Source organism: Mycolicibacterium parafortuitum (assembly GCF_010725485.1).
Taxonomy (GTDB): Bacteria; Actinomycetota; Actinomycetes; order Mycobacteriales; family Mycobacteriaceae; genus Mycobacterium.
The window spans coordinates 2,575,998-2,594,536 of record NZ_AP022598.1 but is presented as its reverse complement, the minus strand read 5'-3'; the positions used below and the strand labels follow the sequence as shown (position 1 = coordinate 2,594,536).

Below are 18,539 nucleotides of genomic sequence, written 5' to 3'. Positions count from 1 at the left end.
CCTCCTCGCTGTCCGAGCAACGAAGTCTATGGGCGCGCGGGCACCCGATCCGGAAGGCGCGCGGGGTCTCACGGCATCCCCTTCCCGCGAGCAGACAGAAACTCGGGCGAGTCGCGGGCGTGTTGCGCGAGTTCGCGTCTGCTCGCGGGGTTACTTGGTCAGCGCGATGTACTTCGTGTCGAGGTACTCCTCGATGCCCTCGGTGCCGCCCTCGCGGCCGAAGCCGGATTCCTTGATGCCGCCGAACGGTGCGGCGGCATCGGAGATCACCCCGCGGTTGACGCCGACCATGCCGGATTCGATGCCCTCGGCGACCCGCAGCGCGCGGTCCAGTGACTGCGTGTAGACGTAGGCGGCCAGGCCGTACTCGGTGTTGTTGGCGGCGGCGATGCCCTCCTCTTCGGTGTCGAACCCGGCGATCGGGGCGACCGGACCGAACACCTCCTCCTTGAGGATGCGGGCGTCGGCCGGGACGTCGGTCAGCACGGTGGCCGGATAGAAGTTCCCCGGACCACCGGGGGCGACGCCGCCGACGGCGACGGTCGCACCGCGTGAGACGGCGTCCGAGACCAGCTCGGTGACTGTGGCGACCTGCTTGGCGTTGATCAGCGGGCCCAGCGTGGACTTCTCGTCGAGGCCCTTGCCGAGGGTGAACTCGCTCATCCGCTTGACGAACTTCTCGGTGAACTCGTCGCGCACCGCGTTGGCGACGTGGAACCGGTTCGCCGCGGTGCAGGCCTCACCGCCGTTGCGCATCTTGGCCAGGATCGCGCCGTCGACCGCCGCGTCGACGTCGGCGTCGTCGAACACGATGAACGGCGCGTTGCCGCCGAGCTCCATCGACGTGCGCAGCAGTTTGTCCGCCGACTGCTTCACCAATGCCTTGCCCACCCCGGTCGACCCGGTGAAGGTCAGCTTGCGCAGCCTGCCGTCGTTGATCAGTGCCTCGGTGACCGGGCCGGGACTGCTGGTCGGCAACACCGACAGCACACCCTTGGGCAGGCCGGCCTCGTCCATCAGCTTGGCCAGCAGAAGCATCGTCAGCGGCGTCTCCTGGGCGGGTTTGACGATCATCGTGCAGCCGGCCGCGAACGCCGGCCCCATCTTGCGGGTGCCCATCGCCAGCGGGAAGTTCCACGGGGTGATCGCGTAGCACGGGCCGACGGCCTGCTTGGTGACCAGGATGCGGCCGGTGCCGGCCGGAGCCGGGGTATAGCGGCCCTCGATGCGCACGGCCTCCTCGGCGAACCAGCGGAAGAACTCGGCGCCGTAGGCCACCTCGCCCTTGCTCTCGGCGACCACCTTGCCCATCTCCAGGGTCATCAGCGCGGCGATGTCGTCGGCCCGGGCGGTGATGGTCTCGAAGACCGCCCGCAGGATCTCGCCGCGCTTGCGCGCCGGCGTCGCGGCCCACTCCCCCTGCACGGCGCATGCGGCGTCCAGCGCCGCCCGCGCGTCGTCGGCGGTGGCGTCGGCGACCGACGTCAGCACCGTGTCGTCGCTGGGATCCAGCACGTCGAACCGGCTCGCGGCCTCGCGCTCCTCACCGCCGATCCACAGGCCCGTCGGTACCGATGACAGCAGCGCGGAAGTATCCATACCTTCATCATTTACCCCTTCCTCCGCTCGCCCGCACTAGGGTTCTCCACATGGGTTCTGACATCACCGCGACACCGGCATGGCAGGCACTGTCCCGACATCACGCCGAGATCGCCGCCACAGATCTGCGTGCGCTGTTCGCCCAGAACCCGGCGCGCGGTTCCGAGTTCGCCCTGACCGTCGGCGACCTCTACATCGACTACAGCAAGCACCGCGTCACCGCGGAGACGCTGTCACTGCTCGTCGATCTGGCCCGCGCCGCGGGGCTGGAGGCCAAGCGGGCGGCGATGTTCGCCGGCGAGCACATCAACACCTCGGAGGACCGGGCGGTGCTGCACACCGCATTGCGGCTGCCGCGGGATGCATCGCTGACCGTCGACGGTCAGGACGTGGTCGCCGATGTGCACGAGGTGCTGGACCGGATGGGCGAGTTCACCGACCGGCTGCGCAGCGGGGACTGGCGCGGCGCCACCGGTGAACGCATCACCACAGTGGTCAACATCGGCATCGGCGGTTCTGATCTGGGGCCGGTGATGGTCGACCAGGCGTTGCGCCACTACGCCGACGCCGGCATCTCGGCGCGGTTCGTCTCCAACGTCGATCCGGCCGACCTGGTCGCCAAGCTGGACGGACTCGATCCTGCCACAACGCTTTTCATCGTCGCGTCCAAAACGTTCTCGACGCTGGAGACGTTGACCAACGCGACCGCGGCGCGGCGCTGGCTGATTGACGGACTCGGCGGCAGTGCCGGACAGGATGCGGTGTCCAAGCACTTCGTCGCGGTGTCGACGAACGCGAAGCTGGTCGCCGAGTTCGGCATCGACACCGACAACATGTTCGGGTTCTGGGACTGGGTCGGCGGCCGGTACTCGGTGGACTCCGCGATCGGGCTGTCGGTGATGGCGGTGATCGGCCGGGAGCGTTTCGGGGAGTTCCTGTCCGGCTTCCACCTGGTCGACGAGCACTTCCGGACCGCGCCGCTGGACGCCAACGCGCCGGTGCTGCTCGGGCTGATCGGGCTGTGGTACAGCAACTTCTTCGGCGCCGAAACCCGAGCGGTGCTGCCCTATTCGAACGATCTGGCTCGATTCGCGGCCTATCTGCAGCAGCTGACGATGGAATCCAACGGCAAGTCGGTACAGGCCGACGGGACACCGGTGCACACCGGCACCGGCGAAATCTTCTGGGGCGAGCCGGGAACCAACGGCCAGCACGCGTTCTACCAGTTACTGCACCAGGGCACCCGGCTGGTACCGGCGGATTTCATCGGGTTCAGCGAGCCGACCGACGATCTGCCGACCGCCGACGGCACCGGCAGCATGCACGACCTGTTGATGAGCAACTTCTTCGCCCAGACCCAGGTGTTGGCGTTCGGCAAGACCGCCGAGGAGATAGCTGCCGAGGGTACGCCGTCGAATGTGGTGCCGCACAAGGTGATGCCGGGCAACCGCCCCACCACCTCGATCCTCGCGACGAAGCTGACACCGTCGGTGGTGGGCCAGCTTGTCGCGCTCTACGAGCATCAGGTGTTCGTCGAGGGTGTGATCTGGGGTATCGACTCGTTCGATCAATGGGGTGTCGAGCTGGGCAAGACGCAGGCCAAGGCACTGCTTCCGGTGATCACCGACGACGCATCCCCGCCGCAGCAGTCGGATTCGTCGACGGACACGCTGGTGCGTCGCTATCGGCAGGAGCGCGGCCGCTCAGCTTAGACCGGATCGGGGTCCGGTCGCGTCCAGCCCAGGATCATCGCCGGTGCGCAGCCGCCGATCAGCAGCGCGGTGATCGCCATCAGGCCGCCGGCGTAGGCCATGCCGGTGTCGGCGCCATCGGTGGCGACGGATCCGAATATCAGGTATCCGATCGGGATGAGCATCAGGTACTGGGTCAGGCTCAGCCCGATCGACCGGGCACTGTTGCGCTGGGCCAGCTCGAACTCGTCGAGGGTGGCCAGCGGCGCGTCGCCCTGACGTCCCGACACGATCTGCAGGGTCAGCCACAGCGGGAAGAACACCGCGGTGGCCGGAATCCAGATCAGCGCTGCCTCGCGAAAGCCGAACGCACACAACGCGCTGACCACCGCCATCACGACGAACGTCGCAGCCAGGCCGACGACGAGGGCGCGGCGTCGCCGCTGGGTACGCCAGCCGGGCAGCCAGTTCGCGTACGTGCGTTCGTGTTTCAGGAATCGTCGGGTGCGGAAGTCCTGGTATCGGTCGATCAGCGTAGCGTCAGGCATGCGCGTCTCCTCGTTGCGGTCGTCCGTCTTTGCGATAGAGCTCGGTCGACAGTGGCGCGAAAGGCTCGCGGGAGAACACCGCCTCAACGGGCAGATCGAAGACCTCGCAGATACGGAAGGCCAGATCGAGGCTCGGGTAGTGATCGCCCCGTTCGAGCGCGCCGACGGTCTGCGGGTTCACGTCGATCAACGCGGCGAGTTGCGCCCGCGACATCTGCCGCTCGGCTCTCAACACGCCGATGCGGTTGTGGATGGGGAAAGTTCCCCCTCGTCGTACCGGACTCACCTAACCCATCGTTAGGAAAACCCAACGATTCGTCAAGTAAATAGGAGAAATCGCAGTTAAGCGAAGTATTTCGTGAAGCGCGGGGGGAGCAGTTTCATCACCTCGACCAGCGGCCACCACGGCCACCCGGGGACGACGGCGCGGCCCTTCTCCTTCTCGATCGCGTCGACCATGGCCTTCACGCCGGTCTCGTTGTCGACCATGAGCATCGTGGAGTTGGACTTGGCGGTCATCTCCGACTCGATGTAGCCCGGCTCCAGCACCGTGATCTTGATGGGGCCGGACGGGTACTCGGCCCGCAGCGATTCGCCGAGCGAGGTGACGCCCGCCTTGCTCGCGGAGTAGGCGGCCTTGAACCCGGGAACGCCGACGTTGCCCAGCACCGAGGACACCAGCACCAGGTGGCCCTTACCGGCGGCCTTGAACATTTCCAGCGCGGTTTCGATCTGCACCAGCGCCGCGACCAGGTTGGTCTCCAGGGTGGCCTTGTTCGCCCACAGCTTGCCGCCGCCGAGCGGATACCCCTTGCCGATGCCGGCGTTGACGATCACGCAGTCGATACCGCCGAGTTCGTCGCTGAGCTCACCGAAGACCTTCGGCACCTGATCGTGGTCGTTCACGTCCAGCGCGGCGACCGCGACCTTGATGTTCGGGTGGCGGGCCTGCAGCTCGGCCTTGAGCTCGTCGAGATTGTCGACGCGGCGGGCGCACAGCGCCAGGTCGCGACCCTTGGCGGCGAACTGGCGGGCCATGCCGGCGCCGAGGCCAGAGCTCGCACCGGTGATCAGGATCTTCTGCCGAGTCATGCGGGCAGGATAACCGAGTTAGACAGGTCCCGATAAATCGCCGAAATTGCATTCCAGCAGTGAAAGGCCGAGTGGACGCCTGCTGGAATGCAAGTTCGCGCGAATCGGCGGTTACTTCAGCAGCCTCGACATCCGCCGGTCCGCGAGGACCTTTCCGCCGGTCTGACACGTCGGGCAGTACTGGAACGATTTGTCGGCGAAGGACACCTCGCGCACGGTGTCACCGCAGACCGGGCACGGCATCCCGGTGCGCGCGTGTACCCGCAGCCCCGAGCGCTTCTCCCCTTTCAGCGTCGCGGCCTGTTGGCCTACCGACCGGGTCACGGCGTCGGTGAGCACCGAGATCATCGCGTCGTGCAGGTCGGCGAGTTGCGCGGCGGTCAGCTTGTTGGCCGTCGCGAACGGCGAGAGCTTCGCCACGTGCAGGATCTCGTCGCTGTAGGCGTTGCCGATCCCAGCGATCACCTTCTGATCGGTGATGACCGTCTTGATGCGGCCGGTCTGCCCCTTCAGGGCGTCCGCCAGCGCGTCCGGGTCCAGCGACAGCGCATCCGGGCCCAGGGAGGCGATCTGCGGGACCGACATCGGGTCGGTGACCAGCCAGACCGCGAGGCGCTTCTGGGTGCCGGCCTCGGTCAGGTCGTACCCGGGCGCCTCGCCAGGTGTGCCGAGGTGCACCCGTAACGCAATCGGCCCCTTGCCGGGCTTCAGTGGCGCCGCGGCGAGCTTGTCCGACCAGCGTAGCCACCCGGCGCGGGAGAGGTGGGTGATCAGGTGCAGGTCACCGGCCTGCAGCCCGAGGTATTTGCCCCACCGGTTCGCGCCCGTCACCTCGTGGCCGGCCAGCGCGGACACCGGCGGGTCGAACGTCTTGAGCACCGAAAGGGCGGATACGTCGACGCGGCCGACGGTCCGTCCGACGGCGTGGCGGCGCAGATGATCGGCGAGCGCTTCGACCTCGGGGAGCTCGGGCATGGCACTCAGTCTGCCTGGACGACCAGGGACAGGAGCCAACTCACGATCGAGAGCACGATCGCGGCCCAGATCGCGGTCCACCAGAAGTCGTCGATCGCCAGCCCCCAGTGGGTGGTGTGTTCGGTGATCCACGAGGTGATCCACAACATGAACGCGTTGATCACGATGTGGAAGAGCCCGAGGGTGAGGATGTAGAGCGGAATCGAGATGATCTGCACGATCGGCTTGATGACCGCGTTGACCACCCCGAAGATCACCGCGACGACGAAGATGATGCCGATCCGCGCCGCCGTCGAGTCGCCCCCGACGAACCCGATTCCGGGCACCAGCAGTGTGACGACCCACAGCGCGACGCCGGTCAGCGCGACCCGCAGCAGAAAACTACCCATGCCGATCATGATCCACCCGTGCTCGGGCCGGTGGTACACCGACGACGATCGTTCACCCCGGCGAACCCGGCGGGGCCAGGCCGGTCCAGCATCGCCACCTCGGACGGACCACCGCGGCGACGGCACCCGACGCGTCCACCGTTGACGGCGAGATATGTTGTGCGCCACTGCTATACGTCGCATCGAGAATGCCCGACAGGGCGCGGACGGCAGCGGCCACGCCCGACCCGGTGCCGGGCCTCCGCCCGACGGCCCCGCCGGAGGTTCCGGCGTGTGGAATTCCGACACGCGCATACTAGAACGTGTTCTAGTATGCGGTCACCGACGAGCAGGAGACGACGTGCGATTCACCTTTGCCGAAGCCATGACCGATCCGACGTATTACATCCCGCTGGCGAAGGCCGCCGAAGCCGCCGGCTATCACGCGATGACGATCCCCGACAGCATCGCCTACCCGTTCGAATCCGACTCCAAGTATCCCTACACCCCCGACGGAAACCGCGAGTTCCTCGAGGGCAAGGCGTTCATCGAATCGTTCGTGCTGACCGCGGCCCTGTGCGCGGTCACGACCAAGCTGCACTTCAACCACTTCGTGCTCAAGCTCCCGATCCGGCCGCCGGCCCTGGTGGCCAAGCAGGCCGGATCGCTGGCGGCGATGTTCGACAACCGCCTCGGCCTCGGCGTCGGCACCAGCCCGTGGCCGGAGGACTACGAGCTGCTGAACGTCCCGTTCGCCAAGCGCGGCAAGCGGATGGACGAGTGCATCGACATCATCCGCGGCCTGACCTCGGGTGACTACTTCGAGTACCACGGCGAGTTCTACGACATCCCGAAGACGAAGATGACGCCCGCGCCGTCGAAGCCGGTGCCGATCCTGATCGGCGGGCACGCCGACGCCGCACTGCGCCGCGCCGCCCGCAACGACGGCTGGATGCACGGCGGCGGCGACCCCGAGGAACTCGACACACTGCTCGCGAAGCTGGCGAAGTTCCGCGAGGAGGCGGGCACCGCGGACCGAGACGATTATCAGATCCATGTGATCTCCCTCGACGCCTACTCGCTCGACGGCATCAAGCGCCTCGAGGACAAGGGCATCACCGACGTGATCGTCGGCTTCCGCATCCCCTACATCATGGGCCAGGACACCGAGCCGCTGGACGCGAAGATCCGCAACCTGGAGATGTTCGCCGAGAACGTCATCGCCAAGGTCTGAGGGACGGTCTGACGGTTATGCGCCCGCGCAGCGCTTGAGGGCGTTGGCGATGGAGTCGACAGGGGTGGACGCGTCGATCGCTGCCTGGATCCGGCGGGCCGCGGCACGGTAGCGATCGTCGCCGCGGACGCGGTCCACCGCGGCGCGGATCGCGTCGGCCGACGGCGCGAAGGTTCCCAAATCCACGCCGACACCGCTGTAGTCGACGCGGGCGGCGACCTCGGCCTTGTCCGACGTCTCGCCTGCGACGATCAAGGGCACACCGTGCGCGAGCGCGTACTGCACGCCCCCGTAGCCGCCGTTGGTGATCATCACGTCGACATGAGGCAGCAGCACGGAGTACGGAATCCACTCCGCCACATGGATATTCGCAGAAGTCTCACGGTCGAGGCACTGGCCGGACCGGCCACCGGTGGTCGCGACGACGAGGATGTCGTCGCGCCCCCCGAGGGCATCGAAGGTCGGGGCGAGCAGCTGATTCAGATCGGCGTTGTCGAAGGTGCCCTGCGTGACGTGGACGACCGCCCGGTCGCCACGAGTCACTTCGGTCCACCAGGGCGGCGGCACGAATCGCCCGCCGGCATCGGGTAACACCGGGCCCACGAACTCCACCGTGGAAGGCAGGTCGGAGCGCGGGTACTCGAACTCCTGCACCGACAGTTGCAGCACCGCATCGGCGAGGCGGGGCCAGTCGCTGATGAACACCGGCGATCGGCCCGACCCGGCACGGCGGAGCGCGGCGTCGAACCGCCGCTGACTGGATCGCATGATCACCCGGTGCGCGACCCTGGTCATCGGGCGGTAGTCGACGCCCGGCTCCGGCTGCCAGGCCATCCCGAACGGGGGCGTGTCGGCGCTCGAGAGCGTCAACGGACCCACACCGCACACCACGACCGGTGGCCGCGGCGAGTCCTGCAGCAGAACGGGAAGCAGGCCGGTGAACGTGATGTCGGCGACCACCGCGTCGAAGCACGTGTCGCGGAGCAATGCGCGGACCGAATCCGCTTCTGCGGCAAGGGGTTCAGCGAACACGTCAGCCAGTTCTGCCCGGCCCAGCCAGAACCGCCGCGCCGCCGCGGGCAGACTGCGCAGCCATCGCGGCGCGGCCGCGGGCGGGTCGATCACCACACTGTCGGGCAGAGACCGCACGGTCAACCCCGCGTTCTCGACGAGGGCACCGAACTGCGCCCCGGTCAGCACCGTCACGTCGTGCCCGAGCTTCTGCAGTCCCGCGCCCAGGTCCACCATCGGCATGACATGGCCACGGATGGGGCTCACCGCGAGCAGATATCGCGCCACACCTATTCCTTTGCCGCAACGGAGCATGCGCTCCTCCACCAGTGGCGCACACCGGCGAAACTACCCGAGATCGGCCGGCCCGCGCCGCCATGCACCATCGACCCTAGATGACCCGTCATACATATGTCACAACCGGTTTCGCGGCGCTCTCACACACCCCCGGCAGCGCCACGACCACGTCAAATGCCGCTGACAGCTGCCGTTCAGGCGCCGAACACGACTGTGGCGCTTGTGAACTGACGAGGTAACACTGATCCCATGTCGATGGGATCGCGCGCGTGGTGAGATGGAACGGAGCGCGGTCACCCGGCGAGGATCCGGACAAACGGGGGTGCGCATGCTTAAACGGCCCGGTTTTGGGTATCTACCCGCACCGATGACACCCGGTGCGCGCCAAACGGTCGACAACGATCGGCCGGGCACAGTTGACGGTTTCGCCACGCGGCCCACCGCCGCCGTGGCCACCCCTCCCCACGACCTGACGTGGCACGCCGGCGTACGCGATCGCGTGTTGCGCGCGGTCGACGAATTCATCGATCTCGTGTGCGCCGGCTCGTTGTCCGAGGGGCCGGTGGACATCGCCGAGACCGTGCTGCGCTCTGTGCTCGCCGAGGGCAAGTGTCTGCGGTCGACGTTCCTCTACGTCGGCTGGCGCTGCGGCGCCGCCGACTCCGACGCCGCGATCCGCGCGGCGGCGAGCCTGGAGTTTCTGCACGCGTTCGCGCTGATGCAGGACGACGTGATGGACGGGTCGCCGATGCGCCGCGGGCGTCCCAGCGCGCACCGGGTGTTCGCGGGCTGGCATCACAGCCGCGGCCTTTCCGGCTCATCCGCCCGGTTCGGTGAGTCCGCGGCGGTGCTCCTCGGCGACCTGTGCCTGGTGTGGGCCGAGCAGATGTTGCGCGACAGTGGCCTCGACGACGCGGCGCTGCGGCGGGCCTGGCCGCGCTACGACACGATGCGCACCGAGCTCGCGGTCGGGCAGTTCGCCGACCTGGTCAACGACAGCGCCGGATTCCCGTCCCTGGACGAGGTGCTGGACGTGGCACGGCGCAAGTCGGGCAACTACACCGTGCGACGGCCGCTGGAGATCGGCGCGGTGCTGGCGGGGTGCCCGGAGCGGCATCTGGCGGCGCTCGGAACCTACGGCAGCGCGGTCGGCGAGGCATTCCAGATGCGCGACGACCTGCTCGGGGTCTTCGGGGCTCCCGAGATCACGGGCAAGCCCGCCGGTGACGATCTCGCCGCACGCAAGGCGACGACCGTGGTCGCCGCGTCCTACCAACTGGCCACCGACGCCCAGCGCCGCAGGCTGCGCGCGTTCATGACCGCCGGGCACCTGACCCCGGCCGACATCACCCACTGGCAGGGCCTCATCGCCGAGGTCGGCACCATCGAATGGATTGAAGAGTTGATCGAACGACGCCTGAACCGGGCGATGGACACCCTCGATATCGCCGGTCTGGACGGTGACGCGCACGCCGCGCTGACCGCGATGGCCGCCGCCTGCGCGAGGCGGGTGGCGTGATGAGGTCGATCCCGGGATCCACCGACCACGTCGTGGTCGTCGGCGCGGGGCTGGCCGGTCTGTCGGCCGCGCTGCACCTGGCAGGGCGGGGCCGCCAGGTGACCGTCGTCGAACGCGGTGCCCACCCCGGCGGGCGGATGGGCCGCGCCGACGTGGCGGGCTACCGGCTCGACACCGGACCGACAGTGCTGACCATGCCCGACATCCTCGACGAGACGTTCGCCGCCGTCGGAGAGTCGACCACCGACCGCTTGACGCTCGACCCGGTCCTGCCGGCCTACCGCGCGTCGTTCGCCGACGGTTCCAGCCTGGACGTCCACACCGACGCCGCGGCGATGACCGCGGAGATCGAGCGCTTCGCCGGTCCCGACGAGGCCGCCGGCTACGCGCGGCTGCGGCAGTGGCTGCGCCGGCTGTACGAGCTGGAGTTCGACGGTTTCATCTCCGCCAACTTCGATTCCCCGCTGTCGCTGCTGACCCCACAGTTGGCGCGGCTGGCCGCCATCGGCGGCTTCCGCCGGTGGGAGCCGATGGTGCGTCGCTTCATCACCGACGAGCGGTTGCTGCGGGTCTTCACCTTTCAGGCCCTCTACGTCGGGGTGCCGCCCCGGCGGGCGCTGGCCGCGTACGCGGTCATCGCGTACATGGACACCGTCTCCGGCGTGTACTTCCCGCGCGGCGGCATGCGCGCGGTGCCGGATGCGATGGCCGCCGCCGCCGCCGACGCGGGCGTCGAATTCCGGTACAACGCCGGCGTCTGCGCGCTGGATCGGGTCGGATCGCGGGTGACGGCGGTGCGCACCGACACCGGTGAGCGCATCCCCGCCGACGCGGTCGTCCTGACCACCGAGCTGCCCGACACCTACCGACTGCTCGGCCGCACCCCGCGACGGCTGCTACCGCTGCGGCCGGCGCCGTCGGCGGTCGTGGCGCAGTTCGGCGCGAAGGCCCCGCAGACGACGGCAGATCAGTCGCACCACACCATCCTGTTCGGCGGCGAGTGGGACCGCACGTTCGACGAGATCATCGACCAGGGCACGCCGATGGCCGATCCGTCGCTGCTCGTCACCCGGCCGGCACTCGGCGATCCGACGCTCGCACCCCCGGGGCGAGACCTGCTCTACGTGCTGGCTCCGGCGCCCAACACCGCTGTGGGACACCGGGACTGGGATGCCGACCGAGAGCGCTACACCGCCCACATGCTCGACACCGTCACCGCGCGTCTGCCCCACATCGGCGAAGACGCGGAGTTGCTGCACGTGGTCACCCCGCAGGACTGGGCGCGCCAGGGTATGGCGGCGGGCACGCCGTTCGCACTGTCGCACACGTTCGCCCAGACCGGGCCGTTCCGACCGGCCAACACGCTGCGCGGCATCGACAACGCGGTGCTTGCCGGGTCCTCGACCGTACCTGGCGTCGGCATCCCCACCGCCATCGTCTCGGGCCGCCTGGCCGCCGACCGGGTCACCGGGGTCGGGAGCCGAACACAACCACGAATAGTCACGCAATGATTGGGGCACAACGATGATCGGCTCAGAGCTGGACGCCGCAGGCGTGCGGGACGTGAACCTGCGGCGGGCCTACCGGCAGTGCCGGCAACTCAACGCCCAGCACGGCAAGACGTTCTTCCTGGCCACCAGGCTGCTGTCACCGGCGCAGCGGCCCGCGGTACACGCCCTGTACGGCTTCGCCCGACGCGCCGACGATGTGCTCGACGGTTTCGACGACCGGACGGTCGCCGAACGCGCCGACGAACTGCAGGGTCTGGCCACAGCGCTGTTCACCCGGCTGGTCGAGAAACGGCATTGCGGCGACGATCCCGTCCTGGACGCGGTGGTCGACACCGCCAGCCACTACCGGATCGACTGGCAGCTGTTCGACGACTTCCTGGCGTCCATGCGGATGGACCTGACCGTCACCGACTACCCGGACCGCGCCGCCCTGGACCGGTATATGTACGGCTCCGCCGAGGTGATCGGCTTGCAGATGCTCCCGGTGCTCGGCACCGTGGTGCCCCGCGAGGAGGCCGCCCCGTACGCGGCGGCGCTCGGCAAGGCGTTCCAGCTCACCAACTTCCTGCGCGACATCGACGAGGACCTCAGCCGCGGCAGGGTCTACCTACCGGCCGACGAACTGGCCGCCCACGGTGTCGATCGCGAGGTGCTGGCCTGGTGTCAGCGCCATCGCCGCACCGACCCGAGGGTGCGCGCGGCGCTCGTCGAACAGCACGCCCTCACCCGGCGCGTCTACCAGCAGGCCGAACCCGGCGTCGCGACGCTGCACCCGCGGTCGCGCCCGTGTGTGGCGGCCGCGCTGACGCTGTATTCGGAGATCCTCGACCGGATCGAGGAGATGGACTTCGCGGTGTTCGCGCAGCGCGCCACCGTGACGAACGGGCGCCGGCTGCGGGTTGCCTCCGTCGGACTGGCCCGTGCGCTCACCGCCCGTATCCGGCACCGGGAGGCCTGACATCGACAAGTACCAGTACCTGCTGTTGATGCTCGGCTGCCTGGCCATCACCGCACCGCTGGAGGCCTTCGGGTCCGGGGTGTACCGGCAGCCCCGCCGCACCGCGGCCGCGATCATCCCGGTCGCGGTCGTCTTCGTCGTGTGGGATCTGCTCGCGGTCCTCGCCGAGGTGTGGGACTACAACCCGCGCTACATCACCGGACTGCACATCTGGGTGTTCCCGATCGAGGAGCTGATGTTCTTCATCGTGATCCCGCTGTGCGCGCTGCTGACCTTCTCGGCGGTCAGCACGATCCTCGGCTTCCTGGCCAAGCATCGGTCCCGGCGCGAGGTCAACCGGTGAGCGGGCTCGGCTATACGGTGCCCGCCGTCCTGGCCGTGGTCGTCGTCGTGGTCTGGGAATTGCGCTTTCTTCGCACCGGCCTGTTCCGCTCCCCCGCATACTGGATCTCGATGGCGATCGTGACGGGTTTCCAGGTGCTGGTGGACGGCTGGCTGACCAAGCTGAGCGCCCCGATCGTGCTGTACGACGAATACCATTCGACCGGTATCCGGTTCCCGTGGGACATCCCGGTCGAGGACTTCCTGTTCGGTTGGGCGATGATCACCGCGGTGTTGCTGCTGTGGGTGCGCCGCGGTGCGACGGACCGGCACGAGGCGCGCTGACATGCCCACCTACGACGTGCCCGACGCGTTCGACGCCGGGGCCGGCACCTACGACGGCCTGGTCGGATCCAATCCGGGATATCACGACCACCTGCGGTTGTCGGCTCGCCGGATGCAGCTACCCGATCAAGGCCGCGGGCTGTCTCTGCTCGACATCGGCTGCGGTACAGGGGCTTCCACTGCCGCCCTGCTGCAGGTCGCACCGCACGCCCAGATCCTGGGCGTCGACGGATCGGCCGGCATGCTCGCCTGCGCGCGTGACAAGGCCTGGCCGGAGACGGTGTCGTTCGCGCACAGCCGCGTCGAGGACCTGGCCGCCGCCGGCGTGACCGGCCCGTTCGACGGCATCCTCGCGGCGTACCTGATCCGAAACGTCGACGATCGCGACAGTGTGCTGCAGTCGCTGCGCGGGTTGCTGCGCCCCGGTGGCGTGTTCGCAGCGCACGAGTACTCGGTCCGCGACTCCGTCGCGGCCACCGCCGTGTGGAACGTGGTCAGCACCGCGATCATCATCCCGATCGGTCGGATGAAGTCCGGCGACGCGGGGCTGTACCGGTACCTGCGCCGCAGCGTCAACGAGTTCGACGGGGCCGAGCAGTTCCGGGACCGCATGCGGCGCAACGGATTCGTCGATGTCCACAGCGACACCATGCCGGGCTGGCAGCGCGGCATCGTGCACACGTTCCTCGGGAGGACACCTCAGTGAACGATCCCCGCCGCGTCCTGCATCCCGCCGCCCCGGGGCTGCCCGGCGCGGCCGACCTGGTGTCGCGGCCGACCGTCGCGGTCGTCGGCGGCGGCATCGCCGGGTTGGCCGCGGCCACCGCGCTGGCCGAACGCGGTGTCGCGGTGCGCCTCTACGAACGACAGCCCTATCTGGGTGGCCGGGTCGGCGGCTGGCAGACGCAGCTGCCCGACGGCACACCTGCCGCGATGAACCGTGGCTTCCACGCGTTCTTCCGCCAGTACTACAACCTGCGCGATCTACTCCGCCGCGTCGACCCGACGCTGTCGATGCTGAGCCCGCTCGACGATTACCCCCTCGTCGACGCGCGCGGCAGGCGCGACACGTTCCGCGGTCTGCCCCGCACGCCACCGTTCAACGCGATGGCGTTCGCGCTGCGCAGCCCCACCTTCCGGGTGCGGGATTTGATCCGGCTCGACGCCCGGGCGGCGGCGCCGCTGGCCGCGGTGTCGGTGCCGGGCACCTACGACGAGCTCGACCACCAGGACGCCGAATCGTTCCTGCGCGACATCAACTTCCCCGATGCGGCCCGCCATCTGGCGTTCGAGGTGTTCTCCCGGAGCTTCTTCACCCGGCCGGCCAAACTGTCGGCCGCCGAGTTGGCCACCATGTTCCACATCTACTTCCTCGGCTCCAGCGAGGGCCTGGTCTTCGATGTGGCGACGTCCAATTTCGATGCGGCGCTGTGGAATCCGCTGGGCAGCTACCTGGAGCGACTGGGGGTGCGGGTGCGGACGGGTTCGTCGGTGCACAGTGTCGAACCGACAGCGGACAACGCCTTCGCCGTCACCGACGACTCCGGCGAACAGTTGCGCGCCGACGGCGTGGTGCTCGCCGCCGACGTGTCAGCGCTGCAGGCCATCGTCGCCGGGTCTCCGGCCCTCGGTGACCCCGGCTGGCGGGAACGTATCGGGCGTCTCGGCACCGCGGCGCCGTTCGTGGTGCAGCGCCTCTGGCTGGATCGCGCGGTGCGGGCGGACCGTCCGGCGTTCATGGGTACCGGTGGTCTGCCGCCGCTGGACAACATCAGCGTGCTGGAGCGCTACGAGCGCGAGGCCGCCGAATGGTGTGCGCGCACTGGTGGTTCGGTGGTCGAGTTGCACGCATACTCGGTCGACGAGGACACCCCCGCATTGCGCGAGGCGTCGATCGCCCGGATGCACGAGCTCTACCCGGAGACGGCGCAGGCGCGGATCGTGCACGAGGAGACGTTGTGCCGCAACGACTGTCCGCGACTGGCGCCGGGCGACTTCGCCGAACGGCCGTCGGTGCACACCCCGCATCCCGGTCTCGCGCTCGCCGGTGACGGCATCCGCATCGACCTGCCGGTCGCGCTGATGGAACGCGCGGCGACCACCGGCATCAGCGCCGCGAACACCCTGCTCGCTCATTTCGGGGTGAAGGGGCACGATATATACACCGTCCCGGTGCGCGGGCGCTCCCCCGTGCTGCGGCACCTGGCCGGCCGTGTCGAAAGGCGGGTTCCCCGATGAGCGCTGTGGGCCGGTTCACCCGTTCGGTGAAGAAGGCCTGGCCGTTCGAGGTGCTGCCGCGCACTCCCTGGGCGCGGCAGACCCCGACGTACCGACAGGCGTCCCCACAGCTGATCTCCGCCGCGCTCGCCCGCTCTCAGGCCCGCCCCAGCGGCAACTGGTACGTGGTCGGGGCCAGCACCGACATCGGCGCAAAACCGTTCGGCGCCAACGTCGCCGGGGCCGAGTTGGTCTGCTGGCGCGACGCCGGCGGCGAGGTGCGCGTCGGCCCGGCCGGATGTCCGCATCTCGGGGCCGACCTGTGCACCGGCACCGTGGACCGCGGGCAGCTGGTGTGCCCGTGGCACGGCCTGCGCCTGACGGGCCGTTCGCGCCCGGACTGGCCGTCGCTGCCCACATTCGACGACGGGGTGCTGGTGTGGGCGCGACTGGACCGTGTCGGCGGGGAGGAACCGACCGACGCGCCGATCGTGCCGGCCCGGCCCGAGCCGCCGCGGCTGGCCGCGGTGACGACTCTGCGCGGCACGTGCGAAGCCGTCGACATCATCGCCAACCGGATGGACCCGTGGCACGGTTCCTGGTTTCACCCGTACTCGTTCACCCAGCTGGAAGTGCTCAGCGCCCCGGGTGAGGACACCGACATCCCGGAGGAACTGGACCGCTTTCTCGTCGCGGTGACGTTCCGCATCGGCCGGCTCGGCGTGCCGGTCATCGCCGAGTTCACCAGCCCCGAACCGCGCACACTCGTGATGCGGATCCTCGACGGGGAGGGTTCGGGAAGCGTGGTCGAAACCCACGCCGTGCCCAACGGTCGCGGCCGGGACGGACTTCCGCGCGCCACCGTCGTCGAGGCCGTGGTCGCACACTCGGACCGGCCAGGTTTCGCGCGGGCCATCCGGGTGGCGCCGCTGATCACCCCGTTCATGCGACACGCCGCGAACCGGCTGTGGCGCGACGACCTGGCCTACGCCGAACGGCTGAACATCGTGCGCGAACAGCAGGCCGCGGGCACGGCCGAACTGCTCACGCCGATACGCGAGACCACTCGGGCAGACCGGCGGCCTCCAGCAGCGGCACCTGGCTCTGGGCCCACGGACTGATCGCCCAGCCGAGCGTGGCGGCGGTCCGCACCTCGGCCCACGGCGCCCAGACCAGGTCCATCACCTCGTCGGGGGACGGCGCGACCGGACCGTCGACGAGCGCACAGAACACCGGGCACACCTCGTTCTCTACGGTGCCGTCGGCGGCCTCGGCGCGGTAGCGGAAGTCAGGCAGTACGCACACCACGTCCCGCACGGCGGCGCCGAGTTCCTGTCGGGCGCGGCGGTGAACCGCGTCGACCATGGCCTCGCCGGGGGCGGGGTGCCCGCAGAACGAATTCGTCCACACGCCGGGCCACGTCTTCTTGCCCAGCGCACGGCGGGTCAGCAGCACCCGGCCCGAATCGTCGAACAGGTAGCAGGAGAAGGCCAGATGAAGCGGGGTGTCCCGGTGGTGAACCGTCGACTTCGCGGCGCTGCCGACGCGGTTGCCGTCGTGGTCGAGGAGCACAACCAGTTCGTCACTCACGTGTCATTCCTACCCGCCGGGCTGCCGCGAAAACGGCCGTGGGCCCTTACGGAGTTGTGACCAGCGCGTCGACCGCGGCCGGGCCGAGCACATGGTCGAGGACCATCATCGCGCTGCCCATGCTGCCGCTGCGGTCCCCGAGGTAGGCGGGCAGGATCTGCAGGTTCTTGGTCGCCAGCGTGGTGGCGTTGCCGTACAGCGTCTCGCGCAGCCCGGCCACGAAGATGTCGTAGGCGCCGGAGATGTCGCCCGCCACCACCAGCGCCTCGGGGTTGAGCAGGTTCACCGCACCGGCGAGCACCTCGCCGACGTATCGTCCGCTTTCGCGGATCAACCTGCGGGCCAACGCATCCCCGGTGTGCGCCAGTGCGACCACCTCGCGCAGGTTGTGTACCGTCCTACCCTCGTCGCGCAGTTCCTGCACCAGCGCCCAGCCCGCGGCCACGGTCTCCAGGCAGCCGACGTCACCGCACCGGCACGGCCGGTCCGCCGCGGCGGCCGTCTTGTTGTGGCCGAACTCCCCGGCCGCGCGTTGGGCGCCGCGCTGCAGCATCCCGCCGCTGATGATGCCGGAGCCGAGACCGGTGGAGGCCTTGAGGACGAGCAGGTCTCCGAAGCCGCGACCGGCGCCTGCGCGCCACTCGGCCAGCGCGATGACGTTCGCGTCGTTGCCGAGGATGACGGGTGCGGAGGTCAGTTCGCGGAAGTACGGGAACAGCGGCACGCCGTCCCATCCGCTGAGCACCGGTGTGTCGACGCTGCTGCCGCGGTTCTGGTCCACGGTGCCCGGCAGGCTCAGGCCGATTCCGAACACCTGCGCACCGCGATGCCGGGTGCCGGCCAGCAGATCCTGCAGACAGGCCACCACGTCGGGCATCAGATCTTCTGGGCCGAAGCCGGGTTCCCGGTCGATGTCGGCGGCGCCGAGCACATCGCCCGACAGATCGCACACCGCGAGCCGGGTACGGCTACCGCCGACGGCCGCGGTCAGCACCACCCCGGCCGCGGCGTTGAATCGCAGCAGGGTCGCCGGCCTGCCCCCGCTGGACGGCGCCTGCGCGTCTTCGACGACCAGCCCCCGGGTGGTGAGTTCCCTCACCCGAGCGGTGACCGCGGTTCTGGACAAACCGGTCAGTTTGCCGAGCTCAGCGCGTGTCATTCCGCGCTTCTCCCTGATCAGGGCGTACAGCTCCCCCACAGAGGTTGCTGCTGACGTCCGGAAGAGCGGCACGCACCGAGCGTAACCGCTGCCACTTATGTCTT

Annotated in this window: 19 protein-coding genes; 10 read left to right on the top strand and 9 right to left on the bottom strand. The window is 69.0% G+C overall.

The features are described from left to right. Positions 1–150: 150 nt before the first annotated feature. The gene (locus tag NTM_RS12425; RefSeq protein WP_163766456.1) at positions 151–1,599 is read right to left on the bottom strand and encodes an NAD-dependent succinate-semialdehyde dehydrogenase; all 1,449 of its coding nucleotides are present in this window, start codon (positions 1,597–1,599) and stop codon (positions 151–153) included. A 50-nt stretch (positions 1,600–1,649) separates the two neighbouring features. Between NTM_RS12425 and pgi the strand changes: the two genes are divergently transcribed. Beyond that, the gene (gene pgi, locus NTM_RS12420) at positions 1,650–3,311 is read left to right on the top strand and encodes a glucose-6-phosphate isomerase (RefSeq protein WP_163766455.1); all 1,662 of its coding nucleotides are present in this window, start codon (positions 1,650–1,652) and stop codon (positions 3,309–3,311) included. On the opposite strand, the gene NTM_RS12415 is transcribed toward pgi, so the two are convergent. The 5 genes from NTM_RS12415 to NTM_RS12395 form a co-directional block, all read right to left on the bottom strand. Next, complete coding sequence (locus tag NTM_RS12415; protein WP_163766454.1) at positions 3,308–3,838, bottom strand: hypothetical protein; 531 nt, start codon at positions 3,836–3,838, stop codon at positions 3,308–3,310. The two genes, pgi and NTM_RS12415, sit on opposite strands and share 4 nt — an antisense overlap. Beyond that, entirely contained in the window at positions 3,831–4,124 is a 294-nt protein-coding gene (locus NTM_RS12410) for a helix-turn-helix transcriptional regulator (protein ID WP_104865722.1), read from the bottom strand. Before NTM_RS12410 ends, NTM_RS12415 begins: the two co-directional genes overlap by 8 nt. 56 nt (positions 4,125–4,180) lie before the next feature. After that, the gene (locus NTM_RS12405) at positions 4,181–4,930 is read right to left on the bottom strand and encodes an SDR family oxidoreductase (RefSeq protein WP_163766453.1); all 750 of its coding nucleotides are present in this window, start codon (positions 4,928–4,930) and stop codon (positions 4,181–4,183) included. A gap of 111 nt (positions 4,931–5,041) precedes the next feature. Continuing rightward, the gene (locus tag NTM_RS12400) at positions 5,042–5,905 is read right to left on the bottom strand and encodes an Fpg/Nei family DNA glycosylase (RefSeq protein ID WP_104865720.1); all 864 of its coding nucleotides are present in this window, start codon (positions 5,903–5,905) and stop codon (positions 5,042–5,044) included. Between the two features lie 5 nt (positions 5,906–5,910). Then, the gene (locus tag NTM_RS12395) at positions 5,911–6,294 is read right to left on the bottom strand and encodes a phage holin family protein (protein WP_163766452.1); all 384 of its coding nucleotides are present in this window, start codon (positions 6,292–6,294) and stop codon (positions 5,911–5,913) included. Positions 6,295–6,634: 340 nt separating this feature from the next. On the opposite strand from NTM_RS12395, the gene NTM_RS12390 reads away from it, so the two are divergent. Beyond that, positions 6,635–7,507, top strand: coding sequence for an LLM class flavin-dependent oxidoreductase (locus NTM_RS12390; protein WP_104865719.1), 873 nt, complete (start codon positions 6,635–6,637; stop codon positions 7,505–7,507). A gap of 15 nt (positions 7,508–7,522) precedes the next feature. Here NTM_RS12390 and NTM_RS12385 read toward each other — a convergent pair whose 3' ends face one another. Continuing rightward, positions 7,523–8,806, bottom strand: coding sequence for a glycosyltransferase (locus NTM_RS12385; protein WP_179963926.1), 1,284 nt, complete (start codon positions 8,804–8,806; stop codon positions 7,523–7,525). 376 nt (positions 8,807–9,182) lie between these two features. Between NTM_RS12385 and NTM_RS12380 the strand changes: the two genes are divergently transcribed. Genes NTM_RS12380 through NTM_RS12345 form a run of 8 tightly spaced genes read left to right on the top strand, consistent with a single transcriptional unit; the run spans position 9,183 to position 16,807 of the window. Further along, positions 9,183–10,334, top strand: a complete 1,152-nt coding sequence (locus tag NTM_RS12380; RefSeq protein WP_163766451.1) for a polyprenyl synthetase family protein — start codon at positions 9,183–9,185, stop codon at positions 10,332–10,334. After that, positions 10,334–11,845 carry a phytoene desaturase family protein gene (gene crtI, locus NTM_RS12375; RefSeq protein ID WP_104865769.1) on the top strand — a complete coding sequence of 504 codons (1,512 nt, stop codon included), beginning with the start codon at positions 10,334–10,336 and terminating at the stop codon, positions 11,843–11,845. The genes NTM_RS12380 and crtI overlap by 1 nt, the downstream gene beginning before the upstream one ends. Positions 11,846–11,858: 13 nt before the next feature. Continuing rightward, positions 11,859–12,803 carry a phytoene/squalene synthase family protein gene (locus NTM_RS12370; protein WP_104865717.1) on the top strand — a complete coding sequence of 315 codons (945 nt, stop codon included), beginning with the start codon at positions 11,859–11,861 and terminating at the stop codon, positions 12,801–12,803. Position 12,804: 1 nt separating this feature from the next. After that, the gene (locus NTM_RS12365; protein WP_104865768.1) at positions 12,805–13,146 is read left to right on the top strand and encodes a lycopene cyclase domain-containing protein; all 342 of its coding nucleotides are present in this window, start codon (positions 12,805–12,807) and stop codon (positions 13,144–13,146) included. Beyond that, complete coding sequence (locus NTM_RS12360; protein ID WP_104865716.1) at positions 13,143–13,469, top strand: lycopene cyclase domain-containing protein; 327 nt, start codon at positions 13,143–13,145, stop codon at positions 13,467–13,469. The genes NTM_RS12365 and NTM_RS12360 overlap by 4 nt, the downstream gene beginning before the upstream one ends. Before the next feature lies 1 nt (position 13,470). Continuing rightward, complete coding sequence (locus NTM_RS12355; RefSeq protein ID WP_163766450.1) at positions 13,471–14,175, top strand: class I SAM-dependent methyltransferase; 705 nt, start codon at positions 13,471–13,473, stop codon at positions 14,173–14,175. After that, complete coding sequence (locus tag NTM_RS12350) at positions 14,172–15,707, top strand: FAD-dependent oxidoreductase (protein ID WP_104865714.1); 1,536 nt, start codon at positions 14,172–14,174, stop codon at positions 15,705–15,707. Before NTM_RS12355 ends, NTM_RS12350 begins: the two co-directional genes overlap by 4 nt. Then, the gene (locus tag NTM_RS12345) at positions 15,704–16,807 is read left to right on the top strand and encodes a DUF5914 domain-containing protein (RefSeq protein WP_163766449.1); all 1,104 of its coding nucleotides are present in this window, start codon (positions 15,704–15,706) and stop codon (positions 16,805–16,807) included. Before NTM_RS12350 ends, NTM_RS12345 begins: the two co-directional genes overlap by 4 nt. Here the strand turns inward: NTM_RS12345 and idi are convergent. Both idi and NTM_RS12335 read right to left on the bottom strand, forming a co-directional pair. Continuing rightward, entirely contained in the window at positions 16,731–17,276 is a 546-nt protein-coding gene (idi, locus tag NTM_RS12340) for an isopentenyl-diphosphate Delta-isomerase (protein WP_104865712.1), read from the bottom strand. The genes NTM_RS12345 and idi overlap by 77 nt on opposite strands. 46 nt (positions 17,277–17,322) lie before the next feature. Then, positions 17,323–18,507: an ROK family transcriptional regulator gene (locus NTM_RS12335; protein WP_163766448.1), complete on the bottom strand. Its 1,185-nt coding sequence runs from the start codon at positions 18,505–18,507 to the stop codon at positions 17,323–17,325. Between the last annotated feature and the right edge of the window lie 32 nt (positions 18,508–18,539).